The sequence below is a fragment of the Sandarakinorhabdus sp. DWP1-3-1 genome (genome assembly GCF_049896705.1).
GTDB lineage: Bacteria > Pseudomonadota > Alphaproteobacteria > Sphingomonadales > Sphingomonadaceae > Sandarakinorhabdus.
In genome coordinates this window covers 57119-79821 of record NZ_JAFCUV010000002.1, presented here as the reverse complement: position 1 = coordinate 79821, position 22703 = coordinate 57119, and the positions used below count along the sequence as shown (strand labels likewise).

23 protein-coding genes are annotated in these 22703 nt (G+C 68.1%); 14 read left to right on the top strand and 9 right to left on the bottom strand.

All coding sequences use genetic code 11. The features are described from left to right. Positions 1-32: 32 nt before the first annotated feature. Complete coding sequence (ssb, locus tag ACP7AI_RS09700) at positions 33-545, bottom strand: single-stranded DNA-binding protein (protein ID WP_426166768.1); 513 nt, start codon at positions 543-545, stop codon at positions 33-35. Between the two features lie 115 nt (positions 546-660). Between ssb and ACP7AI_RS09695 the strand changes: the two genes are divergently transcribed. The 7 genes from ACP7AI_RS09695 to ACP7AI_RS09665 all read left to right on the top strand — a co-directional run bounded on the left by ACP7AI_RS09695 (position 661) and on the right by ACP7AI_RS09665 (position 7783). Then, the gene (locus tag ACP7AI_RS09695; protein ID WP_426166766.1) at positions 661-1806 is read left to right on the top strand and encodes a DUF3667 domain-containing protein; all 1146 of its coding nucleotides are present in this window, start codon (positions 661-663) and stop codon (positions 1804-1806) included. Positions 1807-1932: 126 nt separating this feature from the next. Further along, positions 1933-4767: a monovalent cation/H+ antiporter subunit A gene (locus ACP7AI_RS09690; protein ID WP_426166764.1), complete on the top strand. Its 2835-nt coding sequence runs from the start codon at positions 1933-1935 to the stop codon at positions 4765-4767. After that, on the top strand, positions 4764-5120 hold the full coding sequence (locus ACP7AI_RS09685) for a Na+/H+ antiporter subunit C (RefSeq protein WP_426166762.1): 357 nt from the start codon (positions 4764-4766) through the stop codon (positions 5118-5120). Before ACP7AI_RS09690 ends, ACP7AI_RS09685 begins: the two co-directional genes overlap by 4 nt. A gap of 2 nt (positions 5121-5122) precedes the next feature. Next, positions 5123-6628, top strand: a complete 1506-nt coding sequence (locus ACP7AI_RS09680) for a monovalent cation/H+ antiporter subunit D (protein WP_426168286.1) — start codon at positions 5123-5125, stop codon at positions 6626-6628. Beyond that, a complete protein-coding gene (locus ACP7AI_RS09675) occupies positions 6625-7113 on the top strand; it encodes a Na+/H+ antiporter subunit E (protein WP_426166760.1) in 489 nt (162 codons plus the stop codon). The genes ACP7AI_RS09680 and ACP7AI_RS09675 overlap by 4 nt, the downstream gene beginning before the upstream one ends. After that, positions 7110-7379: a K+/H+ antiporter subunit F gene (locus tag ACP7AI_RS09670; RefSeq protein WP_426166758.1), complete on the top strand. Its 270-nt coding sequence runs from the start codon at positions 7110-7112 to the stop codon at positions 7377-7379. The genes ACP7AI_RS09675 and ACP7AI_RS09670 overlap by 4 nt, the downstream gene beginning before the upstream one ends. After that, entirely contained in the window at positions 7376-7783 is a 408-nt protein-coding gene (locus ACP7AI_RS09665; RefSeq protein ID WP_426166756.1) for a Na+/H+ antiporter subunit G, read from the top strand. Before ACP7AI_RS09670 ends, ACP7AI_RS09665 begins: the two co-directional genes overlap by 4 nt. A 39-nt stretch (positions 7784-7822) precedes the next feature. On the opposite strand, the gene ACP7AI_RS09660 is transcribed toward ACP7AI_RS09665, so the two are convergent. After that, the gene (locus ACP7AI_RS09660; protein ID WP_426166754.1) at positions 7823-8521 is read right to left on the bottom strand and encodes a pirin family protein; all 699 of its coding nucleotides are present in this window, start codon (positions 8519-8521) and stop codon (positions 7823-7825) included. Between the two features lie 121 nt (positions 8522-8642). Between ACP7AI_RS09660 and ACP7AI_RS09655 the strand changes: the two genes are divergently transcribed. After that, positions 8643-9572, top strand: coding sequence for a LysR family transcriptional regulator (locus tag ACP7AI_RS09655; protein ID WP_426166752.1), 930 nt, complete (start codon positions 8643-8645; stop codon positions 9570-9572). 239 nt (positions 9573-9811) lie between these two features. Here the strand turns inward: ACP7AI_RS09655 and bchO are convergent, their stop codons facing one another. Genes bchO through rlmN form a run of 4 tightly spaced genes read right to left on the bottom strand, consistent with a single transcriptional unit; the run spans position 9812 to position 14795 of the window. Then, the gene (gene bchO / locus ACP7AI_RS09650) at positions 9812-10687 is read right to left on the bottom strand and encodes an alpha/beta fold hydrolase BchO (protein WP_426166750.1); all 876 of its coding nucleotides are present in this window, start codon (positions 10685-10687) and stop codon (positions 9812-9814) included. After that, positions 10684-12390, bottom strand: a complete 1707-nt coding sequence (locus tag ACP7AI_RS09645; RefSeq protein ID WP_426166748.1) for a VWA domain-containing protein — start codon at positions 12388-12390, stop codon at positions 10684-10686. The genes bchO and ACP7AI_RS09645 overlap by 4 nt, the downstream gene beginning before the upstream one ends. 35 nt (positions 12391-12425) lie before the next feature. Beyond that, positions 12426-13442 carry a magnesium chelatase ATPase subunit I gene (bchI, locus tag ACP7AI_RS09640; RefSeq protein WP_426166746.1) on the bottom strand — a complete coding sequence of 339 codons (1017 nt, stop codon included), beginning with the start codon at positions 13440-13442 and terminating at the stop codon, positions 12426-12428. Positions 13443-13487: 45 nt separating this feature from the next. After that, entirely contained in the window at positions 13488-14795 is a 1308-nt protein-coding gene (gene rlmN, locus ACP7AI_RS09635; protein ID WP_426166744.1) for a 23S rRNA (adenine(2503)-C(2))-methyltransferase RlmN, read from the bottom strand. Positions 14796-14861: 66 nt separating this feature from the next. On the opposite strand from rlmN, the gene ACP7AI_RS09630 reads away from it, so the two are divergent. Then, on the top strand, positions 14862-16988 hold the full coding sequence (locus tag ACP7AI_RS09630) for a RelA/SpoT family protein (protein ID WP_426166742.1): 2127 nt from the start codon (positions 14862-14864) through the stop codon (positions 16986-16988). Between the two features lie 39 nt (positions 16989-17027). Here the strand turns inward: ACP7AI_RS09630 and ACP7AI_RS09625 are convergent, their stop codons facing one another. Beyond that, positions 17028-17999, bottom strand: a complete 972-nt coding sequence (locus tag ACP7AI_RS09625; RefSeq protein ID WP_426166740.1) for a CsgG/HfaB family protein — start codon at positions 17997-17999, stop codon at positions 17028-17030. A gap of 119 nt (positions 18000-18118) precedes the next feature. On the opposite strand from ACP7AI_RS09625, the gene pyrE reads away from it, so the two are divergent. From pyrE to lepB, 4 genes are read left to right on the top strand one after another with little or no spacing between them, the layout of a single operon-like run. Next, entirely contained in the window at positions 18119-18700 is a 582-nt protein-coding gene (pyrE, locus tag ACP7AI_RS09620; protein ID WP_426166738.1) for an orotate phosphoribosyltransferase, read from the top strand. Continuing rightward, entirely contained in the window at positions 18697-19437 is a 741-nt protein-coding gene (locus ACP7AI_RS09615; protein ID WP_426166736.1) for a pyridoxine 5'-phosphate synthase, read from the top strand. The genes pyrE and ACP7AI_RS09615 overlap by 4 nt, the downstream gene beginning before the upstream one ends. Beyond that, positions 19434-19856, top strand: coding sequence for a holo-ACP synthase (gene acpS, locus ACP7AI_RS09610; protein WP_426166734.1), 423 nt, complete (start codon positions 19434-19436; stop codon positions 19854-19856). The genes ACP7AI_RS09615 and acpS overlap by 4 nt, the downstream gene beginning before the upstream one ends. After that, entirely contained in the window at positions 19853-20683 is an 831-nt protein-coding gene (lepB, locus tag ACP7AI_RS09605) for a signal peptidase I (protein ID WP_426166732.1), read from the top strand. The genes acpS and lepB overlap by 4 nt, the downstream gene beginning before the upstream one ends. A 67-nt stretch (positions 20684-20750) precedes the next feature. On the opposite strand, the gene ACP7AI_RS09600 is transcribed toward lepB, so the two are convergent. Both ACP7AI_RS09600 and rpsU read right to left on the bottom strand, forming a co-directional pair. Then, entirely contained in the window at positions 20751-21275 is a 525-nt protein-coding gene (locus ACP7AI_RS09600) for an FKBP-type peptidyl-prolyl cis-trans isomerase (RefSeq protein WP_426166730.1), read from the bottom strand. Positions 21276-21297: 22 nt separating this feature from the next. Further along, positions 21298-21504, bottom strand: a complete 207-nt coding sequence (gene rpsU / locus ACP7AI_RS09595; protein ID WP_188763094.1) for a 30S ribosomal protein S21 — start codon at positions 21502-21504, stop codon at positions 21298-21300. Positions 21505-21779: 275 nt separating this feature from the next. Here rpsU and ACP7AI_RS09590 point away from each other — a divergent pair, with 275 nt between their 5' ends. Then, positions 21780-22655 (top strand): PEPxxWA-CTERM sorting domain-containing protein, encoded by an 876-nt coding sequence (locus ACP7AI_RS09590; RefSeq protein WP_426166728.1) that lies wholly within the window; start codon positions 21780-21782, stop codon positions 22653-22655. Positions 22656-22703 lie beyond the last annotated feature (48 nt).

The following is a 22703-nucleotide window of genomic DNA, read 5'->3' as shown; positions in this document are numbered from 1 at the left end:
TGCGTCCCGCCCCAAGCGCGGCGTTCACACCATCAGAACGGCACGTCGTCGTTCAGATCGTCGTCGAATGCCGCCGGGCGCTTGTTGCCGCCGCCATAGCCGCCGCTGCTTGCCGGAGCGCCGTAATCGTCGCCACCGCCGCCGCCGCCATAGCCGCCACCACGATCGCCGCCGCCGGCCGAAGCGCCGCCGCCGTCACGGCCGCCGATCAGCGTCATTTCACCCTTGAACGGGCCCACGACGATCTCGGTGGTGTAGCGATCGGCGCCGCTCTGGTCCTGCCATTTGCGGGTGGTGATGCTGCCTTCGATGTACACTTCGCTGCCCTTGCGAAGATACTGCTGTGCCACCTTGCCGATATTCTCGTTGCGAATGACGATGTTGTGCCATTCGGTCTTTTCCTTGCGCTCGCCGGACTGCTTGTCGCGCCAGTTTTCCGATGTCGCCATGGTGAACTGGGTCACCGAACCGCCGTTGGCAAAGCTCTTCGTCTCCGGATCCTTGCCCAGTCGTCCGACCAGGATCACCTTGTTCACGCCTGCCATCTGTCGAATTCTCCTCTTTCGTCCATCCTAGAGGGGCAGCGCTGTCGCCGCAACGCCGCGGCTTGCCCCGGACCATGATTCGGGCCATTTTTGCGCCGCAGCAGGCGGGGTCGGGATGAGCGGCAATATCGATGCACTGGGAGGCCTCGTCGACGCCGGCCTGGTGGGGAAGGCGATCGACCGCCCGACCGGCGAAGGCGGCATCAATGCCGCCGAGGTCGCGGGTGCGCACCATGAATGCGCCAATTGCGGCCAGCATCTGACCGGCAATTACTGCGCCAATTGCGGGCAACAGGCGCATGTCCATCGCAGCCTTGCCCATGTCGGCGAGGAATTCGTCCACGGCATCACGCATTTCGACGGCAAGACGTGGAAGACGCTGCCGATGCTGCTGTTCCGCCCGGGCCGGCTGACCCGCGAATATATCGAGGGCAAGCGCGCTCGCTACATCGCGCCGGTGCCGTTGTTCCTGCTCGTCGTCTTCCTGATGTTCTTCGTGTTCAGCTTTGTCCATGTGAAGCCGGGCGGCGGCGCCACCGACAGCAATGGCAAGCAGCTGACCCAGGCCGAAGCCATCGTCGAACTGCCCAAGATCAATACCGAACTCGCCAACCTCGATCGCGACCTCGCCGCCGCCAAGGCGAAAGGCGCGGGCACCGGCGAAATCGCTGTGCTGAACGGCGTGCGGACCGGCGTCGTGGCCACGCGGGACCGGCTGAAGGCGCGCGCCGAGGGCGAAATCGCCTCCCCGATGGATTTCCCCGGCGAGATGACGCGGCAGATCGAGGAAAGCTACAAATCGGGCGATATCAACGTCAATCTCGGCAACGAAACCATCAACGAACGCGCCCGGGCGGCGCTGCGCAACCCGCAGCTGGCGCTCTACAAGGTGCAGAACAAGATCTACAAGTTCAGCTTCCTGCTGGTGCCGCTGTCGCTGCCCTGGCTGTGGCTGATGTTCGCGTTCCGCCGCAACGTGCGGATGTACGACCATGCCGTGTTCGCGCTCTATTCGATCAGCTTCATGTCGCTGCTGTTCATCGTGGGCAGCATCGCGCTGGCGCTGGATTTCGTCGCTGGCGTTTTCTGGGGATTCCTGATCTTCGTCGCGCCGGCGCTGCACTGGTACGTCCAGCTGAAAGGCACCTACAGCCTCAGCCGCTGGGGCGCCGCCTGGCGCACGGTGGCGATCTCGGTCGCGGCCGTGATGACGCTGTCGATCTATCTGTCGATCACGCTGGCGATCGGCCTGATCGACTGACCGTCGCTCTACATCCCCGCCGCTACGCGTCCGGGCATGACAATCACGCGTTCCCGACCTAGAAGATCGGCACGGGCGGGGCCGATCTCCCAACATGTTCCGTAGAAGGACGAACACGCCTGTCCCATGGCGACGCCGCTGGTTCTATATACGCTCGTGCTGTTGCCGTTCGTCACGGCGCTGGTCATTGCCTTCAGTTCCGGCCGTGGTCGCGCGCTGCATTCGGGACTTGCCGCGACTGCCAGCGGCGCCGGGCTGCTCCTGATTCTGGCGCTGGCGCCGCGGGTGCTGGCGGGTGACATACCCCGTGTCGCCGCGGCCTGGGTGCCGGCGATCGGACTCGATTTCACCGTCATGCTCGATCCGCTGGGCCTGCTGTTCGCCGGGCTGATCCTCGGCATCGGGCTGTTGGTCATGGTGTTCGCGCATTTCTACCTCGGCGCACACGAAGCGTCCGGGCGCTTCTTTGCCAGCCTGATGCTGTTCCAGGGGGCGATGCTCGGCATCGTGGTGTCGGGCAATGTGCTGCTGCTGCTGGTGTTCTGGGAACTGACCAGCCTGTCGTCGTTCCTGCTGATCGGTTTCTGGCGCGACCAGGCGGAGGCGCGGCAGGGCGCGCGCATGGCGCTGGCGGTGACCGGTGGCGGCGGGCTGGTGCTGATCGCCGGCATCGTGCTGCTCGGGCTGGTGGCCGGGTCTTTCGACCTGCCGACCATCCTCGAGCGTGGCGACATCGTGCGGGCGTCGCCGCTGTATCCGGTGCTGTTGCTGCTGATCCTTGTCGGTTGCTTCACCAAATCGGCGCAGTTCCCGTTCCATTTCTGGCTGCCGCACGCGATGGCGGCGCCGACGCCGGTCAGCGCCTATCTCCATTCCGCGACGATGGTGAAGGCCGGCGTGTTCCTGCTGGCGCGGCTGTGGCCGGTGCTGGCGGGGACCGACCTCTACACCGTCGTCGTCACCGGCGTCGGGCTGGTCACCATGACCTTCGGCGCCTGGGTGGCGCTGTTCCGGCACGACCTGAAGAGCATCCTCGCCTATTCGACAATCAGCCAGCTCGGCCTGCTGGTCATGCTGCTCGGTTTTTCGCTGGAGCTCGCCGCCGTGGCCGCGGTGTTCCACATCCTCAACCATGCGGTGTTCAAGGCGGCGCTGTTCCTGTCGGCGGGCATCGTCGACCATGAAACCGGCACGCGCGACATCCGCCGGTTGGGTGGCCTGGCCCGCGTCATGCCGATCACCGCGATCGTGGCGACGCTCGCCGCCGCCGCCATGGCCGGGCTGCCGCCGCTGGGCGGGTTCATCTCCAAGGAGATGATGCTCGGCGAAACGCTGGCCGTGGGCCTGTTCGGCCTGCCCTGGCTGGTGCCGATGGTGGCGACGATCGCGGCGGCGCTGTCGGCCGGCTATTCGCTGCGCCTTGCGACGGGCTTGTTCTTCGGCGCGCCGCGCGATGCCGGGCCCCACGCGCGGGCGCATGATCCGGGCATCGGCATGTGGCTGTCGCCGGCCCTCCTCGTCGTGCTCGCCGTCCTGCTCGGGCTGGCGCCGATGCTCGCCGCGCCGCTGGTCGCGTCGGTGTCCGGGGCGGTGATCGGCGCGCCGGCACCGGCGCTGGACCTGTCGCTCTGGCACGGCTTCACCCTGCCGCTGGCGATGAGCATCGTCGCGATTGCCGTTGGCGCGCTGCTGCTCGGGCGCCACCCGAGGCTGCTCGGCTGGTACGAGCGGGCCCGGCACCTCGATGCCAAGCGGCTGTTCGACCGTGGCCTGGCGGCAACCGACGCCGGCGTGCGTCGGCTGGTGGTGGCGGTCCACACACCCTCGCTGCAGCGCATGGTGTTCGCGGTCTTTGCGGTGGTCGTGCTGCTCGCGGTGGATGGCGCGGTTGTCGGCGGCGGCAGCTTCACGGGTTCGCGCGCCGGCATCCCGGCCTCGCCGGTCGCTGTCCTCGCCTGGGTGCTGCTGCTCGCGGCGACCGGGGCCGTGTTGGGCGCCCAGCGCCGGCGGTTGCGCGCGCTCGTGTTCATCGGCGTCATCGGGACGGTGATCGCGCTCGCCTTCGTCTATCTGTCGGCACCCGATCTTGCCCTGACCCAGATCGCCGTCGAGGTCGTCACCATCATCCTGCTGCTGCTGGCGCTCAACCTGCTGCCGAAGACGCCGCCGTTGCTGTCGAGCCCATTGCGGCGCTGGCGGGATGCCGGCCTCGCCGCGCTCGGCGGCCTTGGCGCCGGCAGCGCGGCCTGGGCGATGCTGACCCGCAATCCGAACGATCCGATCTCCGGCTACCATATCGCCAACAGCTATTCGGGCGGCGGCGGCACCAACATCGTCAACGTCACGCTGGTCGATTTCCGCGCCTTCGACACGCTGGGGGAGATCATCGTGCTCGGCATTGCCGGCCTTGCGATCTATGCATTGCTCGATACCGCGACGCGGGGGTCGGCCGGGGCGCGGCTGCGGACGTGGCAGGCCGACATGCCGCATTCGCCCGAGCGGCATCCGGTGATGTTCGTGATGGCCAGCCGGATCCTGCTGCCGCTGGTGCTGTCGGTGGGGGTGTTCATCTTCCTGCGTGGTCACAATGAGCCGGGGGGTGGCTTCGTCGCGGCCCTCGTCGTCGCGATCGCCATCCTGCTCCAGTATCTCGCCTCGGGGTTCGATTGGAGCGACGCCCGCCGCCGCATCGGCGAGCATGTCCTGATCGCCTTCGGCGTGCTGATCGCGATGGCGACGGGTCTGGGCTCGCTGCTGTTCGGCGCCAATTTCCTGGCGAGCGCCTTTGGCTATTTCACCCTGCCGATCGTCGGCAAGTTCGAGCTGGCGACGGCGATGCTGTTCGACCTGGGCGTGTTCGCGGTCGTTTTCGGTGCGGTGATGCTGGCGCTGGCCCAGTTGAGCCACATCGCCCAGCGCGCCGCCCGCGCCGCGGCCGAAACGCAGCGGCCGCCGTCATGACGCTGGAGTTTCTCATGGCCTCGGCCATCGGCGTGCTGGTCGCCGGCGGCATCTATCTGTCGCTGCGCGCCCGCACTTTCCAGGTCGTGCTCGGGCTCACGCTGTTTTCCTATGCGGTCAACCTGTTCCTGTTCGCATCGGGCCGGCTGACCGCCGGCCGGCCGCCGATCTGGTCGCGCGGCATCACCGACTATGCCGATCCGCTGCCCCAGGCGCTGGTGCTGACCGCGATCGTCATCACCTTCGGCATGACGGCCTTTGTCGTGGTGCTGTCGCTGCGCAGCTTCCTCGAAACCGGCAGCGACCAGGTCGATGGCGACAACACCGACGGCGACAGCGACGTGGCGCCGTGACCATGGACCAGCTGATGATCGCGCCGGTCGCTATCCCGGCGCTGGCGGCACCGCTTGCCCTGCTGGTCATGCGGCGCCGGCGCTGGCTGGGGGTCGGCATCTCGGTCGCCGCCAGCCTGCTGCTGCTGGCGACCGCGCTGCTGTTGCTGGACATGAGCCGCGATGGCGGTGTCCACACCTACGCGCTCGGTGACTGGCCGGCGCCGTTCGGCATTGTGCTGGTGCTCGACCGGTTGTCGGCGCTGATGCTGGTGCTGACCGCCGTGCTGTCGCCGATCGCGCTGTTCCATGCCGTGGCGACCAAGGCGGACCGGGCGGGCTGGCATTTTCACCCGCTGTTCCAGTTCCAGTTGCTCGGCCTCAACGGCGCGTTCCTGACCGGCGACCTGTTCAACCTGTTCGTGTTCTTCGAGGTGCTGCTGATCGCCTCCTATGGCCTGATGCTGCATGGCCAGGGGCGGGCGCGGCTGAAGGCCGGCGTCCAGTATGTCGTGGTCAACATCATCGGATCATCACTGTTCCTGATTGCGCTCGGGCTGTTGTACGCGCTGACCGGCACGCTCAACATGGCCGACATGGGGCAGCGGGTGGCGGCGCTGGGGCCCGACGACCAGGGGCTGCTGCGGATCGCGGCGCTGCTGCTGGTCAGCGTCTTTGCGCTGAAGGCGGCGCTGGTGCCGCTCCACCTCTGGCTGCCGCGCACCTATGCCGTGGCCACACCGTCGGTGGCGGCGCTGTTCGCGTTGATGACCAAGGTCGGGGTCTATGCGATGATTCGCGTCGTGCCGCAGGTTTTCGGCGATGATGCAGGCGCCGCGGCCTGGGTGCCGGCGCCGTACCTGCTGCCCGCCGCCATCGTCACGGCGATCGTCGGCTTTGCCGGCGTGTTCGTGGCGCGAAGCCTGTCCGAGCAGGCGGCCTATGCGGTGATCGGCTCGACAGGGACACTGGTGATCGCCGTGGCGGCCTGGCAGGTCGATAGCCTGGGCGCCGCGCTTTATTACCTCGTCCATTCGACGCTGACCGGCGCGGCGCTGTTCCTCGTCGCTGATGTCGTGGCGCGGCGGCGCGGCAGCTTCGGTGACCGGGCCAGCCCCGGGCCGGCGTTTTCGCAGCGCCAGCTCGTCGGGCTGATGTTCATGGGCGCCGCCATCGCGGCGACCGGCCTGCCACCGCTGTCGGGCTTCATCGGCAAGCTGCTGGTGCTGCAGGCGGTTGCCGGCGCCGCGGACTGGGGTTGGCAATGGGCCGTCATCCTGGCGACGACGCTGGCCGGTGTGATCGGCTTTGCCCGCACCGGCAGCGCGATCTTCTGGAAAGAGGGCGCAGCCGGCGCCGCGGCGGCGGCACGACAGGGCCGCGCCGATCTGGTGGCGCCGGCGCTGGCGCTGGCGGTGCTGGCGGCGCTGGCCGCCGCGGCCGGGCCGGTGACCGCCTTTACCGGGGCCGCCGCCGCGCAGCTGCTCGATCCGGCGACCACGGCGCGCGTCGTGCTGGGCGGCCGATGATGCGCCGGCTGATCCCGCATCCCGGGCTGTCGGCGCTGCTGGTGGCGGTGTGGCTGCTGCTGGCGAACAGCATCAGTGCCGGCGCGCTGGTCGTCGGTATCGTCGTCGGCATCGCCCTGCCGGTGTTCACCGCGCCGTTCTGGCCGGACCGGCCGCGGGTCAATTTCGGCCTCGGCCTCGCGTATCTGTTGATGGTGCTGTGGGACATCGTCATCGCCAATTTCGAGGTGGCGGCGATCATCCTGTTCCGACGCAGCCGCGACCTGCGGCCGACCTGGCTGGTCATCCCGATTGCGCTGCAGACGCCCGAGGCCATCACCGTCCTGGCCGCCACCATCAGCCTGACACCGGGCACGGTCTCGGCCGATGTGTCGGCCTGCGGTCGTTACCTGCTGGTCCATGCTCTCGATGCGGTCGATCCCGATGCCGAGATCGCGCGCATCAAGTCACGCTATGAATCGCGTCTGCAACAGGTGTTCGCATGATCGGTTATGCGGTGGTGTTCGGCTTTGCCTGCCTGTCGCTGGCGCTGGCGCTGAACCTGTGGCGGCTGTTGCGCGGGCCCACGGTCGGCGATCGGATCGTTGCGCTCGACACGATGGTCATCAATGCCATCGCGCTGATCGTGCTGATCGGCATTGCGCGGGCAAACGCAATCTATTTCGAGGCGGCGCTGCTGCTGGCGATGGTCGGCTTTGTCGGCACCGTCGCCTATTGCAAGTTCGTGCTGCGCGGGGACATCGTCGAATGATCGCGGAGTTCATCATCAGCCTGATGATCGTCACGGGCGCCAGCTTTGCGCTGATCGGCAGCTGGGGGCTGGTACGGCTGCCGACGCTGATGGAGCGGCTGCACGGGCCGACCAAGGCGACAACGCTGGGGCTGGGCGGCATGCTGGTCGGGTCGGTGCTGTTCTTCCGCCTCGACCAGGGCATCTGGTCGGCGCACGAGCTGCTGATCACGCTGTTCCTGTTCATCACCGCGCCGATCGCCGCCAACATGATCGCCAAGGTCCATCTGCACCGCCTGCGCACCGGCGATCCGCCCGACAGCCCCGGCCCGGCGGGCCCGCCGCCGCCCGCACCCGGCGGCGCCGACTGGGCGACCTACGAGGCGCCGCATCCGCGCACGCCGGCGGCGACGTCGGAAACATGATGCCGCCGTGCCGCCGGTCGGGCGGCACGGCGGATGACGTCAGGCGGCGTCGACGAGGACGATCTCGCTGTCCTCGATCGCGGTGACGCGCAGCGTGTCGAGGTCGCTGATCGCCGCGCCGTCGCGGGCGTTGACGCGGGTGCCGTCGATCTCGACCGCGCCCGTTGCCGGCACCAGATAGCCGCGGCGGGCCTTGCCGAGCGGATAGTCGGCGCTTTCGCCGGCCTTCAGCGTCGCGGCGACGACCCGCGCATCGGTGCGGATCGGCAGGGCATCGCCGTCGCCGTCGAAGCCGCTGGCGAGGACGACGAAGCTGCCGCTGCGCTCGTCCTTGGGAAACGGACGCGCGCCCCAGGCCGGCTTTTCACCGCGCCGGGTCGGCTCGATCCAGATCTGGAAGATGCGCGTGGTGATGTCCTCGGCATTGTGCTCGGCATGGGTGATGCCGGTGCCGGCGCTCATCACCTGCACGTCGCCCGCCTCGGTGCGGCCCTGATTGCCCAGGCTGTCCTGGTGGCTGATGGCGCCTTCGCGGACATAGGTGATGATCTCCATGTCGCGATGCGGATGCGGCGGGAAGCCGGCACCTGCTGCGATGGCATCGTCGTTCCAGACGCGCAAATTGCCCCAGCTCATCCGTTTGGGATCATGGTAGCTGGCGAAGGAAAAATGGTGATGGGCGTCGAGCCAGCCATGGTTGGCGGCGCCAAGACTGTCGAAGGGACGCAGTTCGATCATCGGTCACACTCCTGTGCTGCGGGCGGGTGATGTGGTCCGCGCCGTGTTGACGCCGATGTAGGATGCTAGGCAGGCCCGGATAAGTGGGATAAAATCCGGTTGATCGTTCGAGGGAGTTGAGATGGCGCAACCGGGTATGCCGACGCTGGACCAGCTGCGGGTGTTTCTCGCCGTCGTCGATGCCGGCAGCTTTGCCGGCGCCGGGCGGCGGCTCAACCGTGCCGTGTCGGTGATCAGCTATGGCATCGCCAATCTGGAGGCGCAGCTCGGCGTGCTGTTGTTCGATCGCGAGGGCAAGCGCAGCCCTGTGCTGACCGACGCCGGCCGCGCCGTGCTGGCCGAGGCGCGCGGCGTCGCGCAAGGGGTCGACGGGCTGCGCGCCAAGGTCAAGGGCCTGCTGGAGGGGCTGGAGGCGGAGGTCAACCTGGCGGTCGACGTCATGCTGCCGACGCGCCGGTTGGGCGCGGTGCTGCGGGCCTTTGCCGAACGCTATCCCACCGTCACGCTGCGCCTGCATGTCGAGGCGCTGGGCGCGGTGACGGCGCTGGTCGAAAGCCAGCGTGCCGTCGTCGGCATCTCGGGGCCGCTGGCGACGGGGGTCACCGGCCTCGAAACTGTCGCCGCCGGTGCCGTGGCGATGGTCCCCGTTGCAGCGCCCGACCACCCGCTGGCCCGGATGGCGACGATCACGCCCGGCGCCGGGCGCGACTATGTGCAACTGGTGCTGACCGATCGCTCGCCGCTCACCGACGGCCGCGATTTCTCGGTGCTCGGCCGGCGGACGTGGCGGCTCGCCGACCTGGGCGCCAAGCACGCGTTGCTGCGGGAGAGTATCGGCTGGGGCAACATGCCGATGCCGTTGATCGAGGGTGACCTGATGGCCGGCACGCTGGTGCGGCTGGCGATTCCCGAGCAGCCGGGCGGCATCTACCGCTTCTCGGGCATCTGGCGTCGTGACACCCCGCCGGGTCCGGCGGCATCGTGGCTGCTCGACCAGTTCATCATCGAGGGCGGGGTGGACGACCATCTGCACGGGCTTGCGGATCTGTAGGGCGACTTTGGCCAGATGGAGACAAACGCCGAGCAAGATACCTGTCACCCCGGCGAAGGCCGGGGCCCAAAATGCGCAAGTTTGGGCACCTGAGGTGGGATGAAGGGGAGAGCGCGCCGGCGCGTTCAAGATCGTGGGCTTTGGGCCCCGGCCTTCGCCGGGGTGACAGTTTTTTTAGGCAGTGCGGCTGACTGCAGCCTTGTGCATGACCCTGCGGACAGCGCGCGATCATCCTGCAGTCAGGCGACGGCCACCCGGCGCGCGAAATCGACGATCAGTGCGGCATGGCCGGCCGGGTCTTCCTCATGGGAAAGATGGCCGGCACCGGGCAGCAGCTTCACCTCCGCCTGTGGCAGGCGGGCGGCGACCCTGTGGGCGGTCTTGGCCGGTATGGTCTTGTCGTGGTCGCCATGGACCAGCAGGATGGGCAGGTCGAGGCCGGACAGGGCGCGTTCCAGCGGCTCCAGGTCCCAGTTCGCCATCAGCGCCAGCGCGCCGCCGATATGGCCGGAGGTGCGCAGCAGCCGCTCGTATAGCTGCAGGCCGCGGGGGTCGATCCGCGAGCCGGTGGCGCGGTGCAGGAACGACGGCACCTCGCCGGGCACCCGCGCGCGCATCGCGAACAGCTCGGGCATCAGCGGGTTCACGAAGATCATGCGGGCCAGCGCCGGGAACAGCTTGCCGGCCATGCCGGGGAAGGGCAGCAGCGCGCCGCCAAGGCTGACGATCGCCTGCGGCCGCGCCAGCCGCTTTTCGGCCATGGTGAGTGCGATCGCGGCGCCGGCACTGTGGCCGACAGTCAGCGCCGGTTCGAGCTGGAGGACGTCGAGCAGCGCCGCCAGCGCGGTGGCGACACTTGTCGGCGTCGGCCGCGCCATGGCGCTGGTAAAGCCGTGGCCGGGCAGGTCGGGCGCGACGACGGTGAACTGCGTTGCCAGCAACGGCATCAGGTCACGCCAGCTGTGCGTCGCCGCCGCCGTGCCATGGATCAGCAGCAGCACCGGACCCTGCCCCATGACCTGGACATGCCAGCGGACGCCGCCGGCGGGGACGAAGCGGCTGGCCTCGGCATTGGGCCAGTCCTTGCCCTCGATGCTCCATTTGGGCGCGCTCATGCGGCGGCCGCATTGACGGCGGCGACGACGGCGCGGGCGTCAAGCCGGGGCAGCGCGACGAAGCGCGCGCCCATGGCAGCCGCCAGCGCCGCACCTTCGGGCCGGGCACGGGCGCTGCAATCGATGAAGACGCTGGCGATGCCGGTGCCGCCGAAGGCGCGGGCGCTGGCCAGCGCGGCGTCCTGCGGTGACACACCCGCTGGGCCAACATTGGCGCGGCCGTCGGTCAGCACCACGAGCAGCGGCGTGCGGCCGCGCTGGCGTTCCGCCTCCGCCACCCGCCGGGCAAGGTCGATGCCGGCGGCCATTGGCGTGCCGCCGCCGCCGGCGAGCGCCGCCAGCTCGCGCTTGGCGCGGGCCAGGGAGCGGGTGGGGGGAAGACACAGCTCGGCCCCGTCGCCGCGGAAGGCGACGAGCGCCACTTCGGCGCGCTTCACATAGGCGGCGGCGAGCAGCAGCTCGATGGCACCCTTGGCCTCCGCCAACCGGGCAAAGGCCGCCGAGCCGGAGGCATCGACGGCAAAGATCGTCGTCGATTCGGCGCGGGCGACGAAGCGCCGGATGCGCAGGTCGTCGTGGCGGATCGACAGCCGGCCGTCGTCGCGCTGCGGGCGGAGTTTCTGCCAGGGCGCCGCCGTCTTGATGGTCTCGATCAGCGCCAGCCGGGCGCCGCGGCCCGGTGCGCCGGCCCGGACACCGGCGGGCCGGCCGCTGGTCAGCGATCGCAGCTTGGCACCGCTGCTGCCACCGCCGGGCGATTTCATCTGGATACCGTTGGCGAGCGCATCGAGCAGGCCGGGGGGGAGCGCCGTCTGCGCCGCATCGAGAACGATGTCGGTGGCGTCGGGGGGGATCTGGTCGGGGCTGCCATTGTCGCTGTCGTCGGATGTGTCGTCGCCCGGCGGCGGCGGCTCCGGCGGTGCATCGGGCGCTTCCTCGGGCGGCGGCGGGGTTTCGCCGGGCGGCAGCCGGGTGGCCCGGGGCCCGAGGACCAGCGCCGCGGCGATCTCGATATCCCCGGCGGCAATGGCGCGACGGCCATCCAGCGCCGCATGGGCATAAGCGACGCGCTGCGCCTGGATCGGCGCGCGGATGGAATCGATGCCGAGCACGACGCCGGCGGACGCCAGCGCGGTGCCGGGATCGGCGACGACATCCCCGGCGGCAATATCGTCGACTTGTGACGGAAAGCCGGTTTCGCCGGCGAGCAGTGCCGCCATCGGCAGGCGTACTTCGGTCAAGTCGAGATGGATGGCGAGGCGGTCGGCGAGCGCCGGGGAGACATGGTCCTCGCTGCCCGCCTCGCTTTCGTCGAACAGCACGACAAGCGGGCCATCGTCGTCGAGCGCGCTGGCCAGCCGCGCCGCCAGCGCCGGTGACAATCGCTCGGCCATCGGCACCAGCAGCACGCCGCTGCCGACGTCGGCGAGCAAACCGGGCCGATGCACCGGGCGGCCGGCGGCGAGCGTGGCGGTCAGGTCGAGCCCGCCATCGAGCGCCTCGGCATCGGCGCTCGCCGGCAGGCGGCGGACGGTCGCGACGCCGGCCAGCGCGGCGGCCCAGGCGTCGCGGACCGGGCCGGGGCGGGCGTCGAGCAGGATGCCGCCGAGGCCTGCGGGTCGTTCCGAGATGATCTCGATCGCGGTCAGGGCGAGCGCCCAGCGGGTGGCGCTGGCGGCGAGGTCGGTGGCAGATTCACTCACCCCCGACCCCTCCCTTGCAAGGGAGGGGAGTGGCGTCATGCCGGGATCAGTTCCGCCACGGCGCGGGCGATGCGTGCCGTCGAGCCGGTGTCGTCGAGCACGTTGCGGCGCAGCCGGTGGCGCAGCGCCAGCGCCGCGACGGCACCGACATGCGCCGGGGCGACGGCCTTCTTGCCGGCCAGCGCCGCGGTGGCGCGGGCGGCGCGCAGCAGGGTCAATTCCCCGCGCAGGCCATCGGCGCCGACGGCCTGGCACAGCCGGCTGCCGAGTTCGAGCATCGCATCGCCGACCTGCACATCGGGCAGCCGCTTGCGCGCCTTGGCGATGCCGGCGACGGTCGCGCTCTCTTCGGCGGCAAAGGTCGCGGCAAAACCGTCCGGGTCGCGATCGAAGCGGTCGCAGCGCTTCACGATCTCGATGCGGTCGGCAAGGTCGGTCGGCGTGCGCACATCGACCGACAGGCCGAAGCGATCGAGCAGCTGCGGCCGCAATTCGCCTTCCTCCGGGTTGCCCGAGCCGACCAGGATGAAGCGCGCGGCGTGGCGGATGCTCAGCCCCTCGCGCTCGACAAGGTTCTGGCCCGATACGGCAACATCGAGCAGCAGGTCGACGAGGTGATCCTCGAGCAGGTTGATCTCGTCGATGTACAGAAAGCCGCGGTTGGCCTTGGCCAGCAGCCCGGGTTCGAAGCGCTTTTCACCGGTGGCCAGCGCGCGTTCGAGATCGAGGCTGCCGACGACGCGGTCTTCGGTGGCGCCGAGCGGCAGGTCGACGAACGGCACCGGCACCTGCGCGGTCTTCCTGCCCGCCGTCCTGCGGCAATCATCGGGGCACGGCGTCGTATCGGCCGGCGCGCAGCCATAGCGGCAGCCGGCGACGATCGTCATCGGCGGCAGCAGCGCCGCCAATGCGCGCACCGCGGTCGACTTGCCGGTGCCGCGATCGCCGAACACCATGACGCCACCCAGCCGCGGCTCCACCGCTGCCATCAGCAGCGCCTGCTTCATTTCGGATTGGCCGACGATGGCGGAAAACGGGAACGGGGCTTTCATGACTGTCCACTTAGCATGACAGTTCCGCCCCGCAAGCCGAGCGGATCAATCGACCCAGAGGTCTTCCTTCTCCGCCGCGCGGCGGTCGAGCTCGGCCCGGGTGATCTTCTCGCTCGATGACTTCAGCTGGCCGCACGCCGCCATGATGTCGCGGCCGCGCGGCCGGCGCACCGGTGCCGAGATGCCGGCCTGGAAGATGATGTCGCTGAACCGCGACACGCGTTCCGGCGTGGAGGTTTCGTAGATGCTGCCCGGCCAGGGGTTGAACGGGATCAGGTTGACCTTGGCCGGCAGGCGATATTTGCGGATCAGCCGGACGAGCTCATGGGCATCCTCGTCGCGGTCGTTCTTGTCCTTCAGCATCACATATTCGAAGGTGATGCGCCGGGCATTGTTGGCACCCGGATAGGCGGCGCACGCCTCGAGCAGCTCCTCGATGCCGTATTTCTTGTTGATCGGCACGATCTCGTCGCGAATTTCCTTGGTGACGGCGTGCAGCGACACGGCGAGGTTGACGCCGATCTCGGTGCCCGCGCGCGCCATCATCGGCACGACGCCCGAGGTGCTGAGCGTGATCCGCCGCTTCGACAGGCCGAGCCCGTCGCCGTCCATGACGATCTGCAGCGCGTCGCGGACGTTTTCGAAATTATACAGTGGCTCGCCCATGCCCATCATGACGATGTTGGTGAGCATGCGGCCGTCGGAGGTATAGTTGCTGCCGGCCTGGTTCTGACCCGGAATCCAGGCGACATCATCGTCGTCGAAGTCGTCGTCGTCATCCGCGACGGTCGGGCGCGGCGCGACCGGCGCCGAGGCATTGGGCCATTCGCCGAGCGCGTCGCGGGCCAGCATGACCTGGCCGACGATTTCCGCCGGGGTCAGGTTGCGGACCAGCTTCATCGTGCCGGTGAAGCAGAAGCGGCAGTTCAAGGTGCAGCCGACCTGCGACGACACGCACAGCGTGCCGCGATAGGCGTCGGGGATGAACACGCACTCGGCTTCCTCGCCGTCGTCGAAGCGCAGCAGCCATTTGCGGGTGCCGTCGGTCGACACCTGGGCGGTCACCACCTCAGGCCGGCCGACGACGAAATGCTGCGTCAGCAGCGCGCGCGTGTCCTTGGAGATGTTGGCAAAGGCGTCGATCTCGGTGGCGCCGCGGTGGTAGATCCAGTGCCAGACCTGCTGTCCCCGCATCTTCGCCTGTTTCTCGGGGATGCCGGCCTCGATCAGCGCCTCGCGCAGTTGCGACTTCGACAGGCCGAGCAGCGCGCGCTTGCCGTCGGCGCGCGCCGGCATCGGCTTACGCGGCACGGGTTTGGGGTCGACAAAGCCGGGAATCTGCATCGGCGGCATATAGGCGCGCTGTGGGGCGGAAGAAAGGCGGTTGCCGGTTGCCGACTGCGACCCCACTATCGAATCATGCTGCGTCAGTATGAACTCGTCGAACGCGTCAAGGCCTATGATCCCGATGCGGACGAGGACCTGCTGAACCGCGCCTATGTGTTCTCGATGAAGGCGCATGGTTCGCAGTTGCGCGCCTCGGGCGACCCCTATTTCAGCCATCCGATCGAAGTCGCCGGCATCCTGACCGACCTGAAGCTCGACGACGAGACCATCGCGACCGGCATCCTGCACGATACCATCGAGGATACCGTCGCCACCCAGGACGAAATCGACCGGTTGTTCGGCAAGTCCGTCGGCCGCCTGGTCGACGGCGTCACCAAGCTGTCCAAGATCGAGGCGCAGACCGACAGCGAGCGCCAGGCCGAGAATTTGCGCAAATTCCTGCTCGCCATGTCGAACGACATCCGCGTGCTGCTGGTGAAGCTTGCCGACCGGCTGCACAACATGCGGACGCTGCATTTCATCAAGTCGGAGGACAAGCGCCGCCGCATCGCTCGCGAGACGATGGACATCTATGCGCCGCTGGCCGAGCGCATCGGCATGTACGGCTTCATGGATGAATTGCAGGAGCTCGCCTTTCGCCAGCTCGAACCCGATGGCCATGCGACGATTTCGGCCCGGCTCGCCAAGCTGCGCGAGGGCGGCGGCGATACCGTCGCGCGCATCGCCTCGGGCATCAAGCTGGTGCTGGCGCAAAAGGGCATCGAGGCCGAGGTGACGGGCCGGGAAAAGCGCCCCTATTCGATCTGGCGCAAGATGCAGGGCCGGGCGATGACGTTCGAGGCGCTGTCCGATGTCATGGCGTTCCGCATCATCGTCGACGACGAGGCCGAATGCTATCGCGTGCTCGGCGTCGTCCATGGCCGCTGGCCGATGGTGCCCGGCCGCTTCAAGGATTTCATTTCGACGCCCAAGCGCAACGGTTACAAATCCATCCACACCACGGTGCTGCACAGCGCGAACGCGCGCGAGAATGCGCGTGAAAATGCCCGTATCGAGGTGCAGATCCGCACCCGGCGCATGCACGAGGAATCGGAATACGGCCTGGCCGCGCACTGGGCCTACAAACAGGGCGGCGACGGTGCCCAGGCGCGCGAGGCCTATCCGTGGCTCGAGGACCTGCTCGAGGTGCTGCACGACGCGGCGACGCCCGAGGAGCTGCTCGAAAACGCCCGGCTGGCGATGTTCCAGGACCAGGTGTTCGTGTTCACGCCCAAGGGTGCGCTGCACCAGCTGCCGCGCGATTCGACGCCGGTCGATTTCGCCTATGCCGTGCACTCCGACCTTGGCGACAGCTGCGTCGGCGCCAAGGTCAATGGCCGCGTCGTGCCGCTGCGCACCCGGCTGGTCAACGGCGACCAGGTCGAGATCCTGCGATCGAAGGTCAAGGCGCCCGATCCGGCCTGGGAGGGGTTTGTCGCCAGCGCCAAGGCGCGGGCCGCGGTGCGCCGCCATGTCCGCCACAAGAATCTGCAGGAAAGCCTGGCAATGGGCGGCAAGCTGCTCGAATCGCTGGCCTTGCGACTGAAGATTGCGCCGGGGGACGAGATCCTCGGGCCCGCGCTCAGCCGGCTGAAGCTTGCCGATCGGCCGGCGCTGGAGCTGGCGATGGCGCGCAACCAGCTGACCGACGCCCAGGTGTCCGAAGCGCTGGTGCCGGGATCGACCGCCGGGCAGAAGCCGCGGCGCAAGCGCGGCAAGCCCGGGCCGGCGGCGGTCAGCATCCACGGCCTCACCGCCGGTGTCGCTTTCGAGCTTGGCGCCTGCCACCCGATCCCAGGTGATCGCATCGTCGGCATCCGGCGGCCGGGGGAACCCATTGTCGTCCACACCATCGATTGCGCCAGCCTGGCCGATGAAGCCGGCGAGTGGCTGGAGGTGTCATGGGGCGCCGAAACCGACGGCGCCATCGCCAGGCTTGCGGTCGTGGTTCACAACCAGCCGGGGTCGCTGGCCAGCCTGACCGCGGCGCTGGCGGCGCACAATGCCAATATCGTCAACCTGGCGCTGAAGCATCGCGACCGCGAATTCCACACCGACGTCATCGATATCGAGGTCGAGGACCTGAAGCACCTGACGACGATTATTGCGGCGCTGCGCCAGGTGAAGGCGGTCGTGTCGGTGGAGCGCATGCGCGGCTGAACAGCGTCATCCCGGCCTGCGCCGGGATGACGCTGAGCGTCAGCGCGCGATCGCGATGGCGATTTCGCTGACCCAGCCCTTCGAGCCCATTTCGTCCTCGACTTCCCAGAATCCGGCCTGCTTGTTGCCGGTCGGGTACAGCATGGCGCCGGCGTCGAGCGGCTTCAGCACCTTGGACTTCGGCGACGGGCCGGTGAACATGCGGCCGGCGTTCTTCATGGTGACGGCGCGTTCGGCCTGCGGACCGGCGATGGCGTCGCTCAGGCCGCCGAGGTCGCCCACCAGCTTGGTATAGGCGTCGAGATAGGCGAGCGCGATGACCTGGCCCATTTCGGTATTGTCATAGCCGCTGGCGCCGCCGGCGCCGAGGAAGCCGCCCGAGAACAGCCCGCCGCCGGCGGCAAAGCCGAGATCGGACTTTTTCGACTGGCCTTCGGAGACATATTCTTCCGACGACTTGTTGTTGACGACGTTGAGGACGACGTTGGCCGAACGCTTTTTGACGTTGAGGCCGCCGAGCAGCGCACCGAAGCCGCCGGGGATGAAGCCGCCGATCAGGCCGCCGACGTTAAGGCCGCCCTTGTTGTTGTTGCTCGACACGATGTCGGGAATCATCGTGAAATCGGCCTCGACCATCTGGCCCTTGCCGATGGTGCCGCCGCGGCGGGTTTCGCCGGCCGCCGACAGGTTGCGCTCGGTCTGCATCGCCGCCATGCCGCGGTTGCTGCGATTGACGAGGCGGAAGCATTTTGACTTCTGCACATAAACGCGGATCAGCGCCTCGGGCGAGCTGAGACCGAGGTCAGTCCACCAGCGATTGTTGTTTTCCGGCGACGACAGCGCGATGGTGCCGAGCGGGCGCGGGCAGATCGGCAGTTCGGCGACCTTGGCGGCGCGGGTCTTTTCGATTTCCTGGCCCGATTTGGACTTTATCTGTGCGGCGGCCGGCGCGACGCTGCCCAGCATCGCCATCATCGCTGCGCCCATGCCGACGCGAATCAACATACCCATGACACCAAGTCCCCCAATGCTGTTGGCGTTGCTTTACCGAAATGTAAGGCGTCTTTCCAGTGTGTCTGCAACATTCCGTCACTTTGACGACACCGGTGGCGATGCTAAGCCGCTCGGCCATGACCGATGACCAGATCCTTGCCGAGTTCCGCGCTGCCGAAGCCTTGCTCGAGGGGCATTTCATCCTGTCGTCGGGGCTGCGCAGCCCGCGCTATCTGCAATGCGCCCGGGTGCTGATGGACCCGGCGCGGGCCGCGCGGCTGGCCGAGGCGCTGGCGGCGAAGATACCGGCCGACGTGCGGGGGCAGGTCGAGGTCGTCGTCGCACCGGCGATGGGGGGCCTCATCTGCGGCCATGAACTGGCGCGGGCCTTGGGCACGCTGTCGATGTTCGTTGAGCGGCCGACCGGGACGTTCGAACTGCGCCGCGGCTTCCGTCTCGAACCCGGCCAGAAGGTGCTGCTGATGGAGGATGTCGTGACGACCGGCCTGTCGTCCCGCGAGGCCATCGCCGCGGTCAACGCCGCCGGCGGCGTTGTCATCCATGCCGCGTCGCTGGTCGACCGATCCAACGGCAAGGCCGACCTCGGCGTGCCGTTCACGCCGCTGATCCGCCTCGACGTGCCGAGCTATCCCGCCGACGCGCTGCCGCCCGAACTGGCGGCTATCCCGGCAATAAAGCCGGGGAGCCGGGCAGCATGACCGGCCACCTGCGCCTCGGCGTCAACATCGATCACGTCGCCACCATCCGCAACGCCCGTGGTGGCCTGCATCCCGATCCGGTGCGGGCGGCACTGTTGGCGGCGGAGGCCGGGGCCGACGGCATCACCGCCCATCTGCGCGAGGATCGGCGGCATATCACCGACGCCGATCTCGATGCGCTGGTCGGCAGCATCAGCCTGCCGCTCAACCTCGAGATGGCGGCGACCGACGAGATGCTGGGCATTGCGCTCGCCCATCGGCCGCATGCCGCCTGCATCGTGCCGGAACGCCGGGCCGAACGCACCACGGAAGGCGGCCTCGACGCTGCCGGGCAGCACAATACGCTGGCGCCGATCATCGCGCGGTTGAGCGATGCCGGTATCCGCGTCAGCCTGTTCATCGCCCCCGAGGCACGGCAGCTCGATGCCGCGGCGAAACTCGGCGCGCCGGTCGTGGAGCTGCACACCGGGCCGTACAGCCATGCGCTGACCGACGCCGAGGTCGCCGTCGAACTGGCACGCCTGCATGCCGCCGCCGCGCATGGCGCCGGCCTGGGGCTGGAGATGCACGCCGGCCACGGGCTGACCTTCGACAATGTCGGGCCGGTCGCCGCGATGCCGCAGCTCGCCGAGCTCAATATCGGGCATTTCCTGATCGGCGAGGCGGTGTTCACCGGGCTCGGCCCCGCCATTGCCCGGATGCGCGCGGCGATGGACGCGGCGCGAGTCGCGGCATGAACATCCCGGCCGGCGTCTTCGTGCTCGGCCTCGGTTCCGACCTGTGCAACATCGACCGCATCGCCAACAGCATCACACGGTTCGGCGATCGCTTCCTCAATCGCGTCTTCACCGATGTCGAGCGAGCCAAGGCCGATCGCCGCCAACTCACCCGCACCGGCACCTATGCCAAGCGTTTTGCCGCCAAGGAGGCATGTTCCAAGGCGCTCGGCACCGGCTTTCGCAAGGGCGTGTTCATGCGCGACATGGGCGTGGTCAATTTGGCCAGCGGTGCGCCGACCCTGGCACTGACCGGTGGCGCCGCGGCAAGGCTGGCGGAAATCACCCCGCCGGGGTACAGGGCTGACGTGCACCTGACGATGACCGACGACCATCCCTGGGCCCAGGCCATCGTCCTTATTACCGCGAGTCCGCTATGACCGAGGCGACATTGGCCACCAAGAAGCCGACCAACTGGGCCAGCGAAGCCTGGCAGCTGTTCCTGCTGGTGCTCGCCGTGCTCGGTGTCCACTCGCTGATCGCCAAGCCGTTCTACATCCCGTCGGGATCGATGCTGCCGTCGCTGCTGATCGGCGACCGGTTGATCGTGTCGAAATATCCCTATGGCTATTCCTATCTGTCGCCATCGTTGAACGTGCTGCCCGAAATGCCGGGCCGCATTCTTGGCAGCCTGCCGAAGCGCGGCGACATCGCCGTCATCAAGAGCCCGCGCGACAAGAGCGATTACATCAAGCGGGTCATCGGCCTGCCTGGCGACACCGTGCAGATGCGCGAGGGCCAGCTGGTCCTGAACGGCCAGCCGGTGTCGAAGGTGGCGGTGGCGCCGACCGAGATTCCGGTCAGCCCGAACAGTGATTGCCTTGGCCAGATCGATGCCCAGTATCGCACCACCAACGCCGCCGGCGTGGCGGTCTGCCGCTTCCCGACGTTCCGCGAAACGCTGCCGTCCGGGCGCAGCTATCTGACGATGGATCTTGGCCAGACCCCGCAGGACAATACCGAGCCGATGATCGTGCCCGAGGGGCATATCTTCCTGATGGGCGACAATCGCGACAATTCGGAGGACAGCCGCTTCGATCCGCTGCTCGGCGGGCTCGGCATGCTGCCGATCGAAAATCTCGTCGGCCGGGCCGAGTTCATCACCTTCTCGCTCGACGGGTCGACATCGTTCAACCCGGTAAGCTGGTTCACCGCGATACGGACGAATCGCTATCTGATCGGGCTGGACAATAAGGTCAGCAACTGAGGCGACGGCGCAGGAACGGCACGCCGGGGTGACAGTAGAGTAGGGGGATGGCCCTGCCGGGCCGGCATCACGACTTGGGTTTGACCGCGAGCAGTTCGATGTCGAATTCAAGGACAGCGCCCGGCGGGATCACGCCGCCGGCGCCGCGGGCACCATAGGCGAGCTGCGGCGGCACGACGAAATGATATTTGGAGCCGGTCGGCATCAGCTGGACGCCTTCGGTCCAGCCGGGAATGACCTGGTCGAGCGGAAACGCTGCCGGCTGGCCGCGCTGGTACGACGAATCGAACACGGTGTGGGCAGCATCGACGAGCCGGCCCTCGTAATGGACCAGGACGGTGTCGCTGGCGGCCGGCTTGGGCCCGCTGCCGGCGCGGATGACATTATACTGGAGGCCGCTCGCGGTGGTGACGACGCCGGCCTTCTCGCCGTTGGCGGACAGGAATTTCATGTCGTCCTGCCGCACGGCGGCAACTTGCCCTTGGGTGCCCATATAGACGCTGATGGCGACGACCGCCGCGATCACGGCGCCGCCGACAAGCCATCGGGTGGCACCCCCGCCGGCGGGGGTGGTCGGGTTGCCGGTCGCCATGCCGCGGCCTTTCAGATGCTGCTTATTTCACGCCATCGCGTTCGGCGCGCTTGCGCTCGAGCTTACGGGCGCGGCGGACAGCGGCAGCCTTTTCACGGGCACGCTTCTCGCTCGGCTTTTCATAGTGACGGCGCAGCTTCATCTCGCGGTAGACGCCCTCGCGCTGCAGCTTCTTCTTGAGCGCGCGCAGCGCCTGATCGACATTGTTGTCGCGAACCACGATTTGCATGCAGCCGTTCTCTCCATTCACGTTGCCGGGGCTGGCACAGCGCCGACACTTGTCAAAATAGCAGTGAGTCCGGCAGGACAGTCCTGTCGGAGCGAGCGGGGCGCATAGCAGAGGCGGCTGCCGTTAACAAGCGCAACACCCGAGGCCGCCCGAAATGCATGCCGGGTCGCGACATGTCGGCACTTGTAATGCCAGTTTCGGCCGTTACAGTTCGTTACCGTAACGAGGGGGACCTCCTGACTTTGCGCGTTGCGGCGCTCGCCGCCGGCCTTTGCGTGTGCGCTTTGCCGGCTGCCGCGGCGCCCACCTTCGGCACGGCGACAAATACCAGCCTCAGGCGCTGCAACGTCACGCTGTCCAGCAATTGCCCCGGCGCCGTCACCTTGAAGGCCGTGCGCCAGGGTGGCCCCGGTCGGAACAGGATTTCGTCGACGCTCATTGCCGATGCCGGCACCGCGCAGGAAGGCTCCTATGCCACCGGCGCCGCCGAATTGCGCGGGCTCGGCCTGCCGGTGATCAGGGCCAGCGCCTATGCCGCCGGAACCGATTCGCGGCTCGTGGGCAGTGCCCAGGCGTGGCAGACCATTACCTGGGGTGGCACTGCTGCGACCGATTTCGGCCTTGCCGGCAACCTGCACTTTGCCGATTCGTCGGTCAGCCCGGTCAACGGATTGGCGGCGGGCGGTGCCAGCTATACCGCCTACATCTATATCTGGGATGCAGCGCAGTTCCCGATCGATCCCGACGACCCGCCGTTCTTCGACCTGGTCGGCTTCGACACCGACCCGTGCAGGCTTTCCGGCATGCTCGGCGCTGCGACCAGCGCCGGCACCACCCCCGGCGGTGAATTCGAAATCGGCATTGCCACCAGCGCCTGCGGTGACGGCCAACTGCAGCTGAACCCCGGCCAGAGCATCGTCGTGCAGACCAATTTCAACCTGTTCGCCAATCGCGGCGGCTTCATCGACGCAACCCAGACCTTCACTACTGCGCTCGATCCGGCGCTGGGGCAGGCGACACTGAACGGGCTGAGCCAGGGACTGGCCTTTGCGGGCAGCGCGGTGCCCGAATCCGCCAGCTGGGCCATGCTGATCGCCGGCTTCGGCCTGACCGGCGCTGCCACGCGGCGGCGGCGCCATCAGATCGCCTGAGCTCTCCGGCCATCGCGGCCTGCGACCTATGGGTGCTGGAGCCTGCGG